The following is a 17,985-nucleotide window of genomic DNA, read 5'->3' as shown; positions in this document are numbered from 1 at the left end:
AGATCATGACTAGCGGCAATAACATCAATCAACCAGTTACCTATCCAATTTTTACCGTTAGATGGCTGGCAGTACACACTTTAGGTGTACCAACTGTATTCTTTTTAGGCGCGATCGCCGCAATGCAATTTATTCACCGTTAGGAGCAATTATGGTAGAAAGATCGCCCAATCCCAATAATCAGCCGGTTGAACTAAACCGGACTTCGCTATACCTGGGACTACTACTAGTTTTCGTTCTGGGGATTCTGTTTTCCAGTTACTTCTTTAACTAACTGGAACTACTCTTTTTAATCTTTGTTTGTTGAGCGTGTGTTGATTTGTTGTTAAGGGAGGAGAGAAGCTGTGTCTGGAAGTGGGAGAATTCCCCTGTGGGTCGTCGCTACGATCGCAGGTTTAGGTATAATTACAGTCTTGGGCATTTTCTTTTATGGTGCCTACGCCGGACTCGGTTCTTCGATTTAACATTAGTTAGTTTGAACCGAACACTATAAGTTAGGATTTTCTAGCATTTGTTGAGAAATCAACCTTAAAAAAACCGCCTGTCTCTATGAGATAGGCGGTATTAATTTTGGTCAATAGTCATTTGTCCTTTATCCTTTGTCATTTGTTTTTCGCAAATGACTAATGACTAATGACTCATGACTAAATCAGCTGATATCGTCGCTTTCAATGTATAAAAACAGAAATGCGAAGGTTATAGCTGGCAAAACCCAACCAATGATGGGAACGAAGATAGAAGGCAAAAAGGAAGCTGCCATAGTAAAAGTTCCTGCTAAATAACACTACAATTCAAAATGAGCTTACTGCAAATTCTGCCAGATTTTTGAAATTCTAAAGATTTTTAACACAGCCCATCTTGGGAGACAAGGGGGGCAGAGGGCAGGGGAGGCAGAGGGAGAATTCGTAACTCTTAACTCGTCACTCAGCACGGGCTAAACCTTAGCTATCCGCTAACGGAACTGTTTTGCCCAATCCCCAATTTCTCTTCATCCCTGAGTTACATACCCAGTAGTTCATCTAGCTGCAAGTTTGGCAAGTCTGGAGGAATTACAGTCCTTACTGTTGTGACTTTATGGCTTTCTTGTTGGGTTGTCAAATCAAGTGCGATCGCTTCTATGCGAATTTCTAAACAGCCAAAAGGAATCTTTAATTGTGTCATTACTTCCAAGCCTCCCAATACACTAGGTAGTAAATTTGTCAATAAATGGGGCCCATCTAGTAACCAGCGAGTTTGATAATCTTCAACCCATAACTTCACAACTACTTGGGGAGGTACTTCAGGCAGTACTACGCGCACTATGATCAACTTGTCGGCGATTAGTTCGCCTTCTGGTAGATACAGTTGCGGAATTGGCAAAGGCTCAATGGCTCCCGCACTTATGCATAGAGAAGGGGATAAACCTAACAATGGTTGCTTATCTTCTTCTAACAAGTAATTATTCGTTGTATCGGCTTCTAGTTCACTATCTGTATCATCTACAACGATTTCTTGCGCCAACCAAGCTGACGCTATATTTACTTTTATCGGAGGAGGGGGAGGCGGTAGTTGTCTTACCAGAGCCATTGAAAGTGTTGGTTCAGATACTTTTTCTACCACCGGATCTTCCACTGTCTCTAGATCAGCTTCATTTGCTGTGTCTGCATCTTCCCCTAAGTTCTCAAGATCAAAAACCGACTCTTGTCCTTCTTCCCACGTCCCTGTGGCATCATCCAGGCTTAATGGCAAATCGACATCAACATCGGGAGTTCCAGCACTCAGAAAAAGCTGAGTCTGCTGGCCTGGAACATTGCGATCGTAGTTTTGAGATTCCAGTTCATTGATGGATTCAGGCAAAGAGTATCCTTGGCTCTGCATCCACTTCCTCAGTAAGGGAGATGAGTACAGATTGCCTGTTGTAATGAATTGTGAATTCGGCTGGGCTTCTACCTCAGCAACAGATTCTTCCTGGAATTGTGCATTTGGCTGGGTTTCTATCTCAGCAACAGATGCTTCCTGAAATTGTGCATTTGGCTGGGTTTCTATCTCAGCAACAGATTCTTCCTGAAATTGTGCATCATGTAGCACTAATTCCGGTATATTTTCATCCTCAGCGACAATTGCGTCTAATTGTGGCAATTCTTCAGCCGCTTCACCTTCCAATGTATCTGGAGGGACATTATTTTTTACTTCTTCTTCTGCATCACCTGGCAAAGCTTGTACCCGTCTCAAGTATGGAAAAGTTGTATCGAGGATTGACATTCGACGTTGCTTGATAACTAGCTGCTCCAAGTTGATAGCAGCTATAGTTGTATCCTTTTCTAGAAGTTCCTCTTGTGTAGGGAATTCTGCAATAACATCTGTGTGAGGGTTAGCATCGATTTGAAGAGGCGGCAATTTCGGTAATTGAGGCGAATTGCCTGAACTTTTAGATTTCCGCAGAGTGGTTTCTCGCAGAACTTGCAGGTTAATTGGCGGCGGTAGGGCTGTATTTGGAGATGGATTGAGTATTTGGGACTGATCTGTTTTTGAAATCTTGACCAGATTGAATAGTTTTAAATCGATCCTCACGGCGGTCTCTGGCTCTGTGGAAGCATCAGGCGAGTCCGATGGGGCTATAGGGTCATTTAAGGATGTACTAGGTTTTGCTGCGGCTGTTATTGCCAGTAATTCTGTTACATCTGCTGTAATTGTGAAGGACTGGCTGGCTAACCTTATAATTTCATCAACATCGGCGTATCGACCATACAAACTGATATCTGCCAAAATTAACTTCGATTCAAAGTCAGCAGGAATATCAATTGAGGTATTGATGGTGAAGGGTAACTCCTGGTCTGGTAAGTGTCGTATCTGAGTCAAGATTTCCGACTCTAGGGGCGATCGCAGTTCAATTCCTAGTTCAAGTGCCTGCAAGCTTTTTGGAGATAATGTTTCACCCTGCTCTAAATTTGTATTGTCTTTAAGTTCTATGCGCCCATTGATTGTAAGAGCTTGTCCCCAACAAGCAATATAACTATCTCGATCTAAAGTTAACAATAATGGTGGTTCTGCTGCTGGCGAATCTGTAACCTCTTCATCATTCAGAAGCAGTTCAGAATCGGGTAAAGCTAAATCTATTAAATTTTGTAAAATTTGCTCTGCCGTCTCACCTTTGAGCCATACAGGACTCACAGGATCATCGATAACTATATCTTTTTCCGCTTCATCTGGAACAACTGTAGTAGCCAATTCTGCCGAAACTGCGATCGCCTCATCTAAAGTAATTACAGGTTCTTCTGGGGCTGCATCCAAGTTCTCTTCATCTGGAACAACAGTGGTAGCAGAGTTGCTATCTGTAGCAATTTCCAGTTCTGCCGAAACTGCGATCGCTTCATCTAAAGTAATTACAGGTTCTTCTGGGGCTGCATCCAAGTTCTCTTTATCTGGAACAACTGTGGTAGCCAATTCTGCCGAAACTGCGATCGCTTCATCTAAAGTAATTGCATGTTCTTCTGGAACTGCATCCAAATTCTCTTCATCTGGAACAACTGTGGTAGCCAATTCTGCCGAAACTGCGATCGCTTCATCTAAAGTAATTACAGGTTCTTCTGGGGCTGCATCCAAGTTCTCTTCATCTGGAACAACTGTGGTAGCCAATTCTGCCGAAACTGCGATCGCTTCATCTAAAGTAATTGCAGGTTCTTCCGGGGCAGTATCCAAGTTTTCAGAAACAGTATCAGCCTGATTAAGTAAATTTGACTCTAGATTTTTCCTTTGCTCTGCCTCTTCTTCCTCGGACAATACTTTAATTTGGACACTGTATTGCCAAGATTTACCGAGTAAATCCGACATCAAATCGCCGTTACAGCGCAACTCCCAAACTCCCGCATCAAAGTAAGTAAAGGGAATTACCGCCATTAAGCCTTCTGAATTAGTGCGACGCGATCGCTTGAAAATTCGCCGCGTTGGTTGAACTTCCTGAGTTGAAGAGTGAGTTACCCGCACTTCCACGTCTGTATTTGAAAGGCTAGAACGAGCCAAAACTCTATACTGCCCTTCCAAAATTTCCAAATTTGGCGATTCTAGGATATGCCACGAGCGAGCGCCTTGTTTCTGTATCAGAAATTGCCAGTGTTCCATTGTGAGTGATGCCCAGACCGACGAGCCCCTGAGTAATATTGTGTATTAACTTGCTTGCAAGTTTACCCCAGTATTTTGTAAATGTACCCCTTAAATAGCTATCTAGTTAATTCCGTTTTACCGGAAAATTCAATGGATCGCCGTGTTGCTTGTGTGTAAAGCTTTTGTTGTTTCCTGAATATTAACTTTGGCACTCTCCACGGCTAAATTAACAGGAATACAATGGACACCGTTGGCTGTCTATGATCAAATTAATAGGAATATTTTTGTATCATTTTTTACTACAAATGTCAAATTTGCAATAGACACAACATACAATAAAAATTAAGATTCACTTGACAATTGTTCTTGAATTGTGGTTTTCCACTTTTTTGCTACAAAAAGGAAGGTAGGATGTGGCTCTTAAGTGTGATTTGCGATCGCCTCTGGCAGATGCAAAGCGTCATCGCAAATCCACAGTTAATCGCGTAGCACGCGCCCAACTTACCTGAAGCGGTTCAAAGAAGTATCCTCACCTGAGTGAAATGTAGGTGACAATAAGGATTTACAGGAGGGATTCGATGCTAGTCATTTTGATGGACGAGCAAATCCTTGCCCCTGAGCAAGTTTGCCAGTCTTGTTTACTCGCTGACAGGAGCGGTCAACCCCGTTGGCGTGGAGGTGAACTACGCTGTGGTCAAGCCATTCGCAAACTTACTCAACAGCAGCCAGACCAGTATGAGTGCATGATGGGCTTTCGCATTGCCCATATAGAATAGTTTAATTTACCAGCAAGACCAAGTAACTGCGTTATCCTAAGCTCAAGTAACTATATAAATTTAACCACAGGAGAACGCATAATGTCTTGGCGCGGGTCTACAACGGTTTCAGATAGAATTTTTGCTTGTTTGCCTTATTTGCTTCCTCTGATTGAGGTTTTTGTATTTGGTAGATATTTGCTATCAGATTTTCCACCGCTACAACTACTGTTTCTGCCGCTTCTGCCATTGTTGAGAATTTACTACGGCGTGCGTTATGCAGGAATGATTATTTTCTTTGCTTTATTTTTACTAGTAGTCAGAAACGAAAAAATTAGTCACTTTATTCGTTTCAACACCATGCAAGCAATCCTTTTGGACATCATTATCTTTTTGTTTAACATCCTCACTGATGTTGTGGGACTAGTTCCCGTTGGTGGTTTTGCAATCCAAACTCTATCCACAACCATTTTTATCGGCATAGTGGGAGCAGTTGCATATTCAGTAATCCAGTCTGTAAGCGGGCGTTATGCAGAAATCCCAGCGATTTCCGATGCAGTGTACATGCAAGTACGCTAGTCTTAACGAGCCACTATGGTATTTTCCAGGCGACCAATACCTTCAATTTCGACGCGGACGCGATCGCCTGGGTGTAATTGATTTACACCCTCTGGTGTACCTGTAAGTATCAAATCACCAGGTAGTAGCGTCATCACCTGGCTAATGTAGGAAACTAAAACATCAGGGGAAAATACCATCTGATCGATACAGGCAGATTGAACTGGGTTAACATCGTCATTCACAAAAGTCTGCAATCTCGCTCCTGGATTTAGCTCCCGCACAATCCAAGGGCCCAAAGGACAGAAAGTATCAAAACCTTTAGCTCGCGTCCATTGAGCATCCAGTTTTTGTAAATCCCGCGCTGTTACGTCATTGGCGATGGTGTAGCCCCAAATTTTTGTTTGGGCTACCTCTGGTGTACATTCAAAAGCGTAATCGCCAATCACTAATGCTAACTCTCCTTCGTAGTCAACTCTTTGTGACTGGGGAGGGTACTTAATTTCTCTCTCAGATGGAATGATAGTCGTGGGTGGCTTGAGAAAAATTAGTGGTTCAGAAGGTACTGGAGTTCCCATTTCGGCTGCATGTTCTGCATAATTCTTACCCACCGCCACAATTTTTGAGGGAGCGCAAGGAGCCAGAATTTGATAATTTTCTGGTGTCAAAATTAAATCAGTTGGTTGTCCTTGTAACCAGGGCGGAGCATCTAGCACCTGCACATTGAGGGATAGTTGTAGTATCCCATAGTAAATCTGTCCTTCTTGATTTTGAATTCGCACGTAGCGCTGTGCCATAACCTTGATGAATATCCTTTTATCTGCGATTAGAAACTTTGAGCGGGAGTAATTCTCAGTTAGCTTTTTAGCAAACCAATTTAGCGTTGAGCCTGAAAGCCGCTATAGATGTCCTTAGAGAAAGATACGTTGTCCTCACTCCCCTTGCTGGTCAGTGAGAGGCTCTGGAGGTAGCCTTACGACCTAGTTTTCATTAGGGACATCCAAAATATACAAACTTCGGCGATTTGGCTAATGATTCAAATTGAAAACTGGTAAGATTATAGTTCCTTGTTGCTTCCGATGTTGATTAATACTAGTATTTTAAATTTAAATCAAGTATAAATTGATGTCAGCAACCTTTTTGTCCATAAGGAAACTGGAAAATATGACTACAAATTACGAAACAATGTACATCCTCCGTCCCGACCTAGGAGACGAACAGGCAGAGCAAGCAATTACTAAATATCAGAATTTGCTTCGTGACCAAGGCGCTGAGGATATCCAAATTCAAAATCGTGGTAAGCGTCGTCTAGCTTATGAAATCAAAAAACACCGCGATGGGATCTATATCCAGTTAAACTACACTGCGCCTGCAACTGCGATCGCTCCTTTTGAACGCGCTATGCGCTTGAGTGAAGAAGTGATTCGCTATTTGACAATTAAGCAGGATATCGCAGAGGAAAAACCCCCTAAAGAGGAAAAGGAAAAGCCCACTAAAGTAGCTGCAACCGTCTAAGGAGCAGGGAGTATAGGGCGGGGAGCAGAAAAGCTGTTTTAGTAAATCTTTCCCCAATTCCCAATTTCCATTCAGTAAAATTTTGTCTTCTTCTTTTTTCGTAACTTAATTGGGAATGCTAAATTAACAAATACTTGCCAAAGGTAGTACTCCCGCAGTTATACCTAAGAGTGGACAAGATTCTGAATGGGAGCTGTAAGCTACTGTGAGCCAATCTGATACACCAAATATTCAAGTTCTCTCTACGGAAGTTTCGCAGCTACGCCAAGAGCTGCAACTCCGCGATCAATTAGTGCAACAACTATCTCAAGAACTCTTCCGGCTAGTAAAGGGTAATACTAGTTTTATGCCCCAGCAGCCGGATCTTGAGCGCGATCTGAGCCAGTTACAGGCATTACAAGAACAACTCCAAGCTGTTGAGCAGCAGGTGGCGTTCTACCAAGAGCAAATTACAACTCGTGACTCCGAAATTTATCAATTGCGACAGTCAGTCCAAGAACTTACAGATCGCACTCGGATGTTAGAGCAAGTAGTACAAGAGTTGCCTCAAATTTACCGTCGAAAGTTTGAGGAGCGGATGACACCAGTGAGAGAAAAAGTAGCAATGCTACAACGAGAAAATCGCAAACTGCAAGCAGAACTGCAAAGTGTGAGTTACCGTTTAGCACTCAAAACTCGCAATGCTAGTCACAGTGGAATTGATTTGCCAAATTTTCCCCGCCCAGCGTCGGAACAAACTAATCTTTCAACTCCCCAGAATGCCTAAAGTTACCATTATGGTGGAATCGAAGAGGTAAGAAATTGTCATAGCAAAGCATCTTGGAGACATCCAAGTAATACATTTAAGGTAAAAATCACTATAGAGTTAGAAATAACGCAAAGGCTAATATTCTAACCTTTCTTACCTCTTGCTTCCTTGCGTTAGTTGCGTCGGATTTAGAGCAATTAGCTTCGAGTAATTTAATGGTGCTAGGGAGAATGCAATTCTTTGCATTTTCTTTGACTGATTTTGGTAATTTTCCGCTTTTCTATGTCGTTAAGACCACCTAGATCAAAGCCATGAGTTTTCCTTAACATTTCATTATCTAGATAATATAAAAAATCAGCCTGCTAGCACCAGACTGTTATCTTTGACGAGTGAGAATATTTGGGGAAATGTGAAAAAATGCAAATTATTGATTGACTCTACCATCCATCTAAAGGTAGATTTATTATCTAAGCCTGCTAGCACCAGACTAAATATCTTCGCCAGTAAAAATGTCTTCGTAAGTGGGAAAAATTTCAAACACTGTATCTAGCTGGGTAAGTTCCAAAATTAGCCGTACAGGAGTTTGCACGTTGCATAGAACTAAACGGCAACCGCTCTGACGTGCAGCTTTCAACCCTTTGACTAAAGGAACTAACCCAGAACTGTCCATGAAATTAACTTTTGCTAAGTCAATAACCCAGAGTTGATGAGCTTGAGGCACTACTCCAGCCATCTGTTCACTCAAAGCCTTTCCGCCTTCTAAATCTATGCTTCCTTGGGGTTTAAACAAAATAACTTGAAGTTCTTGTGTGAGAATCATAAATTCAACAGGGTAATTGAACACTTGACTAAAAATCGAAAAATGACATAAATACCTCTTCTCTTTCAAAGGCAAAATGACTGTTTTCCCTAGATATTTAGGGGATTGCAGCCTTGCAATTGAAAGTAATTATTTCAGTATTCATGTCGTATAATTTGTGATAACTTTCATAAATATAGGCATAAGGACTTCATAATTTCGGTATCAATCGTATCTTTTACGAAATTTTTATAATTTAACCAGAGATATATAAATTTTTTGTAATTTCTTTTTATTTATTTTTAAATAAAATTAACTTGTGCTAGGAAATGCTAAGATTTATACAGTTAATACTCAAAAATTAATAGTTTCCATAGGAGTATGAACTATGGATTACTCAGAATTAAACTAATGACCGAATGAGTCAATGTAGCGGTTTGATTGACACCCCGCCCAAAAACAAGCAAAGATATAGTAAAAGTAAAAATTTGTAAAGACGGCGGTGCGGAATGTCTTTAGAGCTGATTTCACTAGAAAATATCCAGGAATTGGCCCATAATTACGGGTATTGGGCAATTTTTTTGGGAATTTTGCTAGAAAATTTAGGCATTCCCCTTCCTGGTGAAACCGTGACCCTTGTGGGCGGGTTTTTAGCTGGCAGCGATGAACTAAATTACTGGCTGGTTCTCGGTGACGCAATTATGGGTGCGGTAATTGGCGGCACTTGTGGCTATTGGATTGGTAGAGTTAGCGGTTGGCCTTTTCTGGTAAAAGTTGGTAGCATATTTCGGATTTCTGAAGTACGGTTGCTGACTATTAAAGATCAATTTAGTCAAAATTCTGCTAAAGCTGTATTTTTCGGACGTTTTTTAGCATTATTGCGAGTTTTTGCGGCACCATTAGCTGGTATAGCCGAAATGCCTTTTGGAAAATTCTTTTTATACAATTTGTTAGGAGCAGTTGCTTGGGCTAGTTTGATGGTGACATTAGCTTTTTTTGCTGGCAAAATTGTCTCTTTAGAACAATTGGTTGCTTGGGTAGGTCAATTTGCGATCGCAGCTTTACTAATCATCACTGCCTTAATTGTTGTACCCCTGTGGCTAGAGTCTCGCCAAGTTAAAGAAGCTAGTAGTGAAGAGTAAAAAGTGAGGAGTTAGGAGTAAAGTAAAAAGTTATTTTTTGAATTTTTACTTTTGTATTTTGCATTTTAACTCCTAACTCTGCCGATTTTAGATTTCTCCTTCAATCCAAAATCTAAAATTGAATTGACTCCTAACTTTTTATTTGCCGTGACCAAATGCGAGTTGGTAGTCCCCAAACATAGATAAAACCTTCAGCGGCTTTATGGTCAAACTGGTCATCGGCTCCATAGGTTGCCAAATCAGGAGTATAGAGAGAATTATCGCTCGAACGCCCAACTATCGTGGAGTTACCCTTGAATAGCTTCACTCGCACAGTGCCAGAGACTCGCTCTTGTGTCTTTTGAATAAAGGCATCTAGTGCAACTTTGAGTGGACTGTACCACAAACCGTTGTAAACGATTTGGCTATAAGTTTCTTCAATGCCACGCTTGTAATGGGTGACATCTGCCGTTAAAGTCAAGCTTTCTAAATCTCTATGTGCCTGGATTAGCACTAACATCGCGGGTGATTCGTAGATTTCCCGCGATTTGATGCCAACCAGACGGTTTTCAATCATATCTATCCGTCCAACGGCGTGATTTCCTACAAGCTGATTGAGTTCTTCAATTAGCTCAACTGGCTGTTTGGCTATGCCGTTGATGGTTGTGGGAATACCACCGTGGAAACCAATTTCGATGTACTCTGGCTCGTTAGGAGTGTCAGCGATCGCTTTGGTCATCTCATAAATTTCTTCTGGTGGCTCAAATGACGGATCTTCGAGTAAACCAGCTTCAATGCTACGACCGAGCAAATTTTTGTCAATGCTGTAGGGAGAAGATTTTTTGACTGGTGAGGGGATACCAAACTTCTCACCATAGGCGATGGTTTCCTCACGGCTCATGCCCCATTCTCTGGCTGGTGCGAGGATTTTCAGATTGGGGTTGAGGGCAGTCACAGAGACATCAAAGCGAACCTGATCGTTACCTTTGCCGGTGCAACCGTGAGCGATCGCATCAGCACCATATTTTTCAGCCGTTTCTACTAATATCTTAGCGATCAGTGGACGGGCAAGAGCAGTTCCTAGAGGATAACGATTTTCATAAAGTGCGTTGGCTTGAATCGCTCCAAAAGCGTAATCTTTAACGAAGCTGTCTTTGACATCCGCCACGAGTGATTCACTTGCACCTGATTTCAGAGCTTTTTCTCGAATTGGCTCTAATTCATCTCCCTGACCTAAATCTGCTGCTAGGGTAATCACCTCTTCCACACCCCACTCCTGTTTGAGGTAAGGGATGCAAACGGAAGTATCCACTCCACCAGAATATGCCAGGACAACCTTTTTGGCGCGACCCATTAATTTCTCCACTTAGGACAACAAAGAATGAGTCATTATTATATCTGAACTAACCCAGGTATATTTTATTCATGCAACAACCTATAGAAGGATTTAGAAGTTAGGAGTCAGAATTACGGTTCACTCTCGTGGAAGTTTACTTATAAAGCGATCGCTTGAATATAAATATTTTTAAGCCAGTTTTGAACGTCTCAATATTTTTAATGAGATTAATGGAAAATATTTTTTGTTTTCAAGAAGTGTTGATAATCAGCTTCAAATATCAACATAGCTTGCTGTAAATATGGAATAAGTTTACACAACTTTTATATATAGCTGACAAACTTGAAGATTTAACCACGATCATCTTTCGTTTATTATTTCTTAACCTATATACATAGGTTGAAAGTTTATTTAAGTGAAATTACAGAATTAATCATTTTTTAGCTTCGGAGCATTATCTGATGAAATTAGCTAAAGATATTAGCATTGCTACTTTTGCTGTTGCTATCTCGGTTGCTACTGTTGCTAAACCGACGCAAGCTGCCTTGGTTAATTATGGTTTCACCGTGAATGCGACATCGGGCGATAATCCTGGTCAATATTTCGGCTCTTTTCAATATAATGACTCGACCTTAACTGGCATAGGTGAGGAAACCCTAGGCGTTAGCAATGGATTATCTATTGTCTTTGACTACTTGGGTAGTCAGTATACAGAGACAAGTGATTTTGATTACCCCTTATCTCCTGTAGTCAGCTTTACAGATGGCAACCTGTCAGGACTGAGCTATTTAGTTGAAGATCAGTTTTTTATTGGTAACGATCCAGGTAATCCAAATACAGGAGGAACAAAATTTTATAGCATTCTGAGTGCTGACTTATTGTCTACAACAGATGTGGGTACAGTAAGCTACTCTAAGAGTACACCCGTACCAGAACCGATGACTATTAGTGGTATAGCGATCGCAAGTGGTATGGCGTTGGCGATGAAACGCAAGAAAAAACTATCTGGGGTAAATTAATAGCACGACCTTGGAAATCAATGTAGAGACATTATAAATAACGTCTCTACATTCATAAGTCTAAGTAAAATCACCAGTAGGATTCTTACGTTTGATGCCAATTACAGATGGTTTAGGAAAGCTTCTAGGTTGACCTTTACCACCGTCAGCAGTTGAGATGTTACTTGGCCAACTACTACCACGAGGCACTGTGCGAGCCTGATTGAATGTAACACCACTCAAATCCAGTAATTCAATCTCACGACTCAAAATCGTACCATCGTTAATTGGGCTATCTTCGCCAGGATGCTGGACGGAAATAATCAGCGTATCTCCCACAAAAGTTGGCCCGGTCATCTCACAACGCACCGGTCCATGAGCAAACGGTATTACCTCTCCTGCGTTAGCACCAGTAGTAGGAATGTAGAATAGCCAGTTATTACCAAAAACTCCTGTGAAGTTAGAAACATTACCATTGGCTGTGTGGTCGATGGTAGTTACAGTACCGGCAGCACCAACATTAAAACCATTGTGAGTGGTGGTAGACATATCTGTCACACCCCAAACATTTGCTTTATTGTCGAACACTAGGTTATCTACATTAGCAAAACCAGTACCAGAAATTGATCCGGCTTCTCCACCCTGAGCAAATCTCTGCCAACGGAAGGTTAGACCAGTACCATCGGCACTATCTTCAATAAGCTTGTACAATCCCCCTGATTGTTGCGTTGCGTTGAAATTTGTACTCAACTTGGCAACTTGGAAAATGCGTGAATCTGGATAACCGTCGCTTCCCGGCGCACCATCAGTATAAGCAATGAAGACTTCTTTGGTAGCCGGATGCACTTCTATATCTTCTGGACGTGCTGTGGGAGTTCCGCCAGCCAAATTCGCTGCTAAGAAAGCATCAACGAGAATAGCACCCTGGGAAGTGTAGAAGTCAGATAGCTTCTTACCTTGATAATCAGGTAGTCTATCAGCTTCATTGGTGCGATCGACTGCGAGGGAACCACCATCTGTAGTTTGACCTGCAATACCATTGCGTTTTGGTAGGGGTAAAAGACCATTTCTTTGAGCCGAACCCAAAGCAGCAAATTCTACAGAAGAAATTACCGATGGCGGAATGGGATTGCTGGGAGTAGTTAAACGTAATGGTATCCATTGACCCGTACCATTTGGATTGTAGCGGGCGACATACAATGTACCACTTTCCCACAAACTGCTGTTAGCTTTACTGGTTGGTGAAGAAATCACACCTGCACTGATAAATTTCCAGGTGTGTCCCCCACGTCTATCATCACCCATATAGGCTATTAATGGTTTCTTAGCTTCGGCACGGATAGCAACGTTTTCATGGCGGAAACGACCCAACGAAGTATGTTTGCGAGGGCGGAAATTCGGATTAACGGGATCAATTTCGACAATCCAACCGTATTTTTCACCAACTAAACCGAAGGTCTTACCAGTAGTGCCATCGATGTAACCTGTTTGAGTACCATTAGGGGTAACTGGTTCTGTGACACCAACAAAAGATCCTACACTGCCTTGAAAATTTTCTTCAGCACTTAAAATAGTTCCCCAAGGAGTTGTACCGCCAGAGCAGTTATAGCCAGTGCCAATAATTTTGTTACCCAATCCATCGGAGGAGAGGTTAAATACTTGGGTTGCAGCTGGGCCAGTTGCGATGAGATAGTTTTGATCGCCTTTTTGGTAGCTACGACTTCCCCAAAAAGTGACATTTTTATATTCATCACTCCTTTGGCTATTAATTCCTAACCCAGAAAGACCATGAAGGCGGCGATTCCTCGCATCACCTTTAACCACAGCATAGCGGTTACTGGAATTACGTCGGGAGATGCGGACGATTGAGCCGCCTAAGTTATATAGTGCTTCGCCGTCAAATTCAATATTTCTAGTGGAAGGTAAAGCCCAGCCAATTACTGATTCAAAGGTAGTAGGCAATCCTTTAACATCAGCAGGAGCTTCTGGTGCTAGATCAGAAAAAGGAAAACTCACGTATTCGTGATTGACCCACAAATAGCCTACATCGTTGGTTCTGCCGAGAGGAATAAAACCCGTATAATCGTTGTTGTAACCGAAATAATCTTCAGGGTTAGGAAAGACGCGATCGCCCCAGCTGATAATTACATAACGTTCATACTCTGGTGGCACTACCACATCATCAACTACGTTGTAGCTATTTAACTTCGCATTTGCAGATGGATTAATTACCTGTCCTTGACCAATTGCCGTTGGCAAGAAACTTTTTTGCTGTTTATAAACGGGCAAAGGATGGGGTAAGCGCACTGGTGTAAAGCTTAGTTGTCTGTTATTTGCTTCTGCAATACTAGAAACACCATTTAGAATTGTGTCTCCCAATACAGCAGCACCAGCACTGCCAGCAAAAAATATTAAAATTTGTCTGCGACTTAATTTAGACATTAAATACTCCTGTGTTGTGACATAAAAAATTTAGTAGAGGCAAATCTTGATTACTGGCAGAAAAAGCCATCAATTATTTACGTGAGATGCCACAGATTTTGAACAGTAAGTAACCTGTTATTAACAAAAGGTTGTTTGCTATTTAGGTTACATAACTAGACAAAAAGTTTTAAGTTTGTCATATAATCTAATGACCAAAAATTAACATCAGGTTATATGTTGATTAATGGAGATTTATCAAACAGAATTCAGGAGTCAGAAGTCAGAAGTCAGAATGAATTCTGCCTTGTTAAATAAACTTACTTTGAGAATTTTCGGGCGGATACAAATTAGAGATGATCGGGGAATACCTATAACAATTATTTCCTTTGACATTTTCTTAACCAGAATCAGCAAAGGAACAGTGTCAGCACCTCATCTGTCCTATCCTGGAGATGGATAAATAATGTTGTGGGTGAGACTGTGTTTTTCAGCGTTGTGATACCGACTTATAATCGCCAACCGATCTTAGAAAAGTGCCTCCGCGCCTTGGAGGTGCAAGAGTTAAGCCAGCCAAGTTCGGTTACTAATTACGAGATTGTCTTGGTGGATGATGGTTCTACTGATGGCACATTGGAATGGTTGACAGCACACAAAGAAGAGTTTCCCCATGTGCGATGGTTTCAGCAAGATCATGCTGGCCCAGCTGCGGCTCGGAATTTGGGAGTAAAAGAGGCGCTGGGAGACACAATTATCTTTATTGATAGTGATTTAGTAGTGCTGAATAATTTCTTGCAAGCTCATGGGAACGCCCTAGTGCAGGGGAAAGAGAAATTGGGGAGCGATCGCTTTTTCACTTACGGCGCAGTTATCAATACTTGTAATTTCAATAACCCAACGGCTGAACCCTACAAAGTCACAGATTTTTCAGCAGCTTTTTTTGCTACGGGAAATGTAGCAATCCCTAAACATTGGTTAGAGAAAGCGGGACTTTTTGATACCAGCTTTCAACTCTATGGCTGGGAAGATTTAGAATTGGGTGTGCGGCTGAAAAAACTAGGTTTGACACTAATTAAATGTCCAGAAGCCGTAGGATATCACTGGCATCCAGCATTTAACTTAGAGCAAATTCCCCGATTGATTGACCAAGAAATTCAACGCGGACGGATGGGAGTTTTATTTTATCAGAAGCATCCCACATGGGAAGTGCGAATGATGATTCAAATGACTTGGCTACATCGCTTACTTTGGGGACTTTTGTCCCTCAATGGCGCACTTAATGAACGGACAATGGCTCCGTTTTTGCAATGGCTAATTAATTTAGGCAAACCGCAATTAGCTTTAGAAATTGCTCGAATTTTTCTCAACTGGTACAACGTGAAGGGTGTCTATGAAGCCTATGCCGAAATGCAGCAAGCATTGTGATTTACCGATGAGATTAGTATTTTATCCGGTCACATTACGTCAAAATCGCTCCACCCATCAACCGTTCATACCGATACTTTAACTCTTCTTTCATCAAATACCAGCGCTCTAGAGTAACATCCATCTCTATTATTTTTTCTGCTGCTTGCCGCGCTAAAAGTAAAACTTCTTCATCTTCGACCAAGCTTGCTAAGGTAAAATCTGGCACTCCCGATTGGCGAGTTCCCAGTACTTGCCCTGGGCCACGAAAACGCATATCCATCTCTGAGATGAAAAAGCCATCCTGAGATTGTTCCAACACCTTCAAACGTTGTTGAGCATCAGGACTTCTGGAACTGCTCATCAACAGACAGTAAGATTGAGCCGCACCACGACCTACACGCCCACGCAGTTGGTGCAGTTGTGATAAACCAAATCGCTCTGCATTTTCGATGAGCATGACTGTAGCATTAGGTACGTCTACACCAACCTCGACAACGGTAGTAGAAACCAAAACCTGCGTTTGGTTATCACGGAATTTGGTAATAGATTCGTCCTTCTCGGCTGAACTCATCCGACCATGTAGTAGCCCAACTTGAAAATCGGGAAAAATGCTTTCTTGTAACTTTTGATGCTCATCAACAGCCGATCGCAAATCCAGTTTTTCTGATTCCTCCACCAAGGGCAAAACCACATAAACTTGCCTACCTTGGGCAATTTCTCGGCGGATTAGGTCGTAAGCATGGTTGCGTTGCTGACCAGATAATACTGTTGTTTGAATCTTTTGTCGTCCTGGTGGTAACTCATCAATTTGGCTCACATCCAAATCCCCGTGTATCGTCAGTGCCAAGGTTCGAGGAATCGGGGTAGCTGTCATAGTTAACACATGGGGTTGTTCGCCTTTTTGTTGCAAACGCGCCCGTTGTTCTACTCCAAAGCGATGCTGTTCATCTATCACCACTAACCCCAGTTGCTGGAAGTTTACAGAGTCTTGAATTAAGGCATGAGTTCCCACTAACAGAGGTAATTCACCAGTTCCTAACTGAGAATGTATTTGTCTTCGTTTAGCAGTTTTGGTGGAACCTGTCAGTAATTCCACTGGTAAATGTAAGAGGTTAAACCAACTAACTAACTTGCGATAATGTTGTTCTGCCAAAACTTCTGTGGGAGCCATTAACGCCGCTTGGTAGCCAGATTGAATTGCTGCGAGGATAGCTAGCACAGCGACGACCGTTTTACCAGAACCGACATCGCCTTGCACCAAACGATTCATTGGCACGGGTTTTTGTAAGTCGTTGAGAATGTCGTTGAGAACTCGTTGCTGTGCGCCAGTGAGTTTAAAAGGCAGTATTTCGTGGAATTTTTCTACAAGTTGACCTCGCGGGACAAGGATGGCGCTAGTTTGAATCGCTCTTGCTTGCTGCTGACGTTGCAGTAACCCAAGTTGTAGGTAGAAAAATTCATCAAAAACTAGGCGGCGACGGGCGACTTGTAGAGCGGCGCTATCGCTGGGAAAATGGATATTAGCGATCGCATCTTTCAATTCCATCAAACCATATTTCTGCCGCAAACCACTTGGTAAAGGGTCTTTCAGGTTAGCCGCAGCAGGTAAAGCAGCAATTACCGCCTGTCGAACTGTATTTGCCACCACGCCTTCAGTCAATCCATAAATTGGCACTACTCGCCCAATATTCAGCGACTCAATCGAATCTCCTGGATTTGCCAAAACCTCTAGTTCTGGATTATCAAGCGTCAAGCCGTATTTACTTTCTTTCACCAACCCACACGCGGCTAAAATACTACCCACTGGATAACGACGTTTTAAACTTTCTTGCCAAGCGCGACTACTAAAACGTGTACCTGCGTAAAAACGACCAATCTTGATTTGACCGCTATTATCTTTTACGACTAGTTCTAAAATTGATAATTTCTGATTTTTAGGGCTACTAAAGCAGTTACAACGCTTTACTGTAGCCACTATTGTCACCGTCTCACCTGCCTGTAACTCGCGGATATTCACCTGACGCGCATAATCAATGTGGTCACGAGGATAATAGAAAAGCAAGTCGCGGACGGTGTGTAAACCAAGCCGTGCCAAATTATCAGCTTTTTTGAAACCTATTTCTGGTAAATCACTGAGTTTTTGGTCAATTTTCGGTGCAAGCCTCCGACTCACCTCACTAACAATTGGAGACTTTGGATTTGGAATTTTTAATTGATTAATTCTCCCCCGCTCCCCTGCTCCCCTGC

The 17,985-nt window shown here is 42.0% G+C and carries 17 protein-coding genes; 10 read left to right on the top strand and 7 right to left on the bottom strand.

Features of this window, described 5'->3' with window-relative positions; all coding sequences use genetic code 11:
- The first annotated feature begins 5 nt into the window (after window positions 1-5).
- The 3 genes from psbF (at window position 6) to G1O98_RS08925 (ending at window position 464) form a co-directional block, all read left to right on the top strand.
- Entirely contained in the window at window positions 6-143 is a 138-nt protein-coding gene (gene psbF, locus G1O98_RS08935) for a cytochrome b559 subunit beta (protein ID WP_012411801.1), read from the top strand.
- 8 nt (window positions 144-151) lie between these two features.
- The gene (locus G1O98_RS08930) at window positions 152-274 is read left to right on the top strand and encodes a photosystem II reaction center protein L (RefSeq protein ID WP_012411802.1); all 123 of its coding nucleotides are present in this window, start codon (window positions 152-154) and stop codon (window positions 272-274) included.
- Window positions 275-344: 70 nt separating this feature from the next.
- Window positions 345-464, top strand: a complete 120-nt coding sequence (locus G1O98_RS08925; RefSeq protein ID WP_012411803.1) for a photosystem II reaction center protein J — start codon at window positions 345-347, stop codon at window positions 462-464.
- Window positions 465-649: 185 nt separating this feature from the next.
- Here G1O98_RS08925 and G1O98_RS08920 read toward each other — a convergent pair whose 3' ends face one another.
- Window positions 650-760, bottom strand: a complete 111-nt coding sequence (locus tag G1O98_RS08920; RefSeq protein ID WP_084227157.1) for a photosystem I reaction center subunit VIII — start codon at window positions 758-760, stop codon at window positions 650-652.
- 239 nt (window positions 761-999) lie between these two features.
- Complete coding sequence (locus G1O98_RS39805; RefSeq protein ID WP_243458383.1) at window positions 1,000-4,098, bottom strand: hypothetical protein; 3,099 nt, start codon at window positions 4,096-4,098, stop codon at window positions 1,000-1,002.
- 560 nt (window positions 4,099-4,658) lie between these two features.
- On the opposite strand from G1O98_RS39805, the gene G1O98_RS08910 reads away from it, so the two are divergent.
- Together G1O98_RS08910 and G1O98_RS08905 are read left to right on the top strand one after the other, a co-directional pair.
- The gene (locus G1O98_RS08910; protein WP_041565682.1) at window positions 4,659-4,856 is read left to right on the top strand and encodes a hypothetical protein; all 198 of its coding nucleotides are present in this window, start codon (window positions 4,659-4,661) and stop codon (window positions 4,854-4,856) included.
- Window positions 4,857-4,937: 81 nt separating this feature from the next.
- The gene (locus G1O98_RS08905; protein ID WP_012411806.1) at window positions 4,938-5,414 is read left to right on the top strand and encodes a Tic20 family protein; all 477 of its coding nucleotides are present in this window, start codon (window positions 4,938-4,940) and stop codon (window positions 5,412-5,414) included.
- A 2-nt stretch (window positions 5,415-5,416) separates the two neighbouring features.
- Here the strand turns inward: G1O98_RS08905 and G1O98_RS08900 are convergent, their stop codons facing one another.
- Window positions 5,417-6,190, bottom strand: coding sequence for a fumarylacetoacetate hydrolase family protein (locus G1O98_RS08900; RefSeq protein ID WP_163928484.1), 774 nt, complete (start codon window positions 6,188-6,190; stop codon window positions 5,417-5,419).
- Between the two features lie 367 nt (window positions 6,191-6,557).
- Between G1O98_RS08900 and rpsF the strand changes: the two genes are divergently transcribed.
- Together rpsF and G1O98_RS08890 are read left to right on the top strand one after the other, a co-directional pair.
- Window positions 6,558-6,908: a 30S ribosomal protein S6 gene (rpsF, locus tag G1O98_RS08895; RefSeq protein WP_012411808.1), complete on the top strand. Its 351-nt coding sequence runs from the start codon at window positions 6,558-6,560 to the stop codon at window positions 6,906-6,908.
- A 205-nt stretch (window positions 6,909-7,113) separates the two neighbouring features.
- Window positions 7,114-7,674: an Npun_F5560 family protein gene (locus G1O98_RS08890; RefSeq protein WP_114080388.1), complete on the top strand. Its 561-nt coding sequence runs from the start codon at window positions 7,114-7,116 to the stop codon at window positions 7,672-7,674.
- 469 nt (window positions 7,675-8,143) lie between these two features.
- Here the strand turns inward: G1O98_RS08890 and G1O98_RS08885 are convergent, their stop codons facing one another.
- Window positions 8,144-8,476, bottom strand: coding sequence for an STAS domain-containing protein (locus tag G1O98_RS08885; RefSeq protein ID WP_114080387.1), 333 nt, complete (start codon window positions 8,474-8,476; stop codon window positions 8,144-8,146).
- Window positions 8,477-8,964: 488 nt separating this feature from the next.
- Here G1O98_RS08885 and G1O98_RS08880 point away from each other — a divergent pair, with 488 nt between their 5' ends.
- Window positions 8,965-9,597 (top strand): DedA family protein, encoded by a 633-nt coding sequence (locus G1O98_RS08880; protein ID WP_163928483.1) that lies wholly within the window; start codon window positions 8,965-8,967, stop codon window positions 9,595-9,597.
- Window positions 9,598-9,727: 130 nt separating this feature from the next.
- Here the strand turns inward: G1O98_RS08880 and G1O98_RS08875 are convergent, their stop codons facing one another.
- The gene (locus G1O98_RS08875; RefSeq protein WP_114080385.1) at window positions 9,728-10,930 is read right to left on the bottom strand and encodes an argininosuccinate synthase; all 1,203 of its coding nucleotides are present in this window, start codon (window positions 10,928-10,930) and stop codon (window positions 9,728-9,730) included.
- Window positions 10,931-11,373: 443 nt separating this feature from the next.
- Between G1O98_RS08875 and G1O98_RS08870 the strand changes: the two genes are divergently transcribed.
- Window positions 11,374-11,931, top strand: coding sequence for a PEP-CTERM sorting domain-containing protein (locus tag G1O98_RS08870; RefSeq protein ID WP_163928482.1), 558 nt, complete (start codon window positions 11,374-11,376; stop codon window positions 11,929-11,931).
- Window positions 11,932-11,991: 60 nt separating this feature from the next.
- On the opposite strand, the gene G1O98_RS08865 is transcribed toward G1O98_RS08870, so the two are convergent.
- On the bottom strand, window positions 11,992-14,352 hold the full coding sequence (locus G1O98_RS08865) for a PhoX family phosphatase (protein ID WP_163928481.1): 2,361 nt from the start codon (window positions 14,350-14,352) through the stop codon (window positions 11,992-11,994).
- 450 nt (window positions 14,353-14,802) lie between these two features.
- Here G1O98_RS08865 and G1O98_RS08860 point away from each other — a divergent pair, with 450 nt between their 5' ends.
- Entirely contained in the window at window positions 14,803-15,756 is a 954-nt protein-coding gene (locus G1O98_RS08860) for a glycosyltransferase (RefSeq protein ID WP_345940537.1), read from the top strand.
- Between the two features lie 34 nt (window positions 15,757-15,790).
- Here G1O98_RS08860 and recG read toward each other — a convergent pair.
- A partial coding sequence (gene recG / locus G1O98_RS08855; protein ID WP_163928480.1) for an ATP-dependent DNA helicase RecG occupies window positions 15,791-17,985 on the bottom strand: 2,195 nt, incomplete at its 5' end.

Origin of the sequence: Nostoc sp. UIC 10630 (genome assembly GCF_010747425.1) — a bacterium.
In the GTDB taxonomy this organism is placed as follows: domain Bacteria; phylum Cyanobacteriota; class Cyanobacteriia; order Cyanobacteriales; family Nostocaceae; genus Nostoc.
This window is presented reverse-complemented; position numbering and strand designations above follow the sequence as displayed.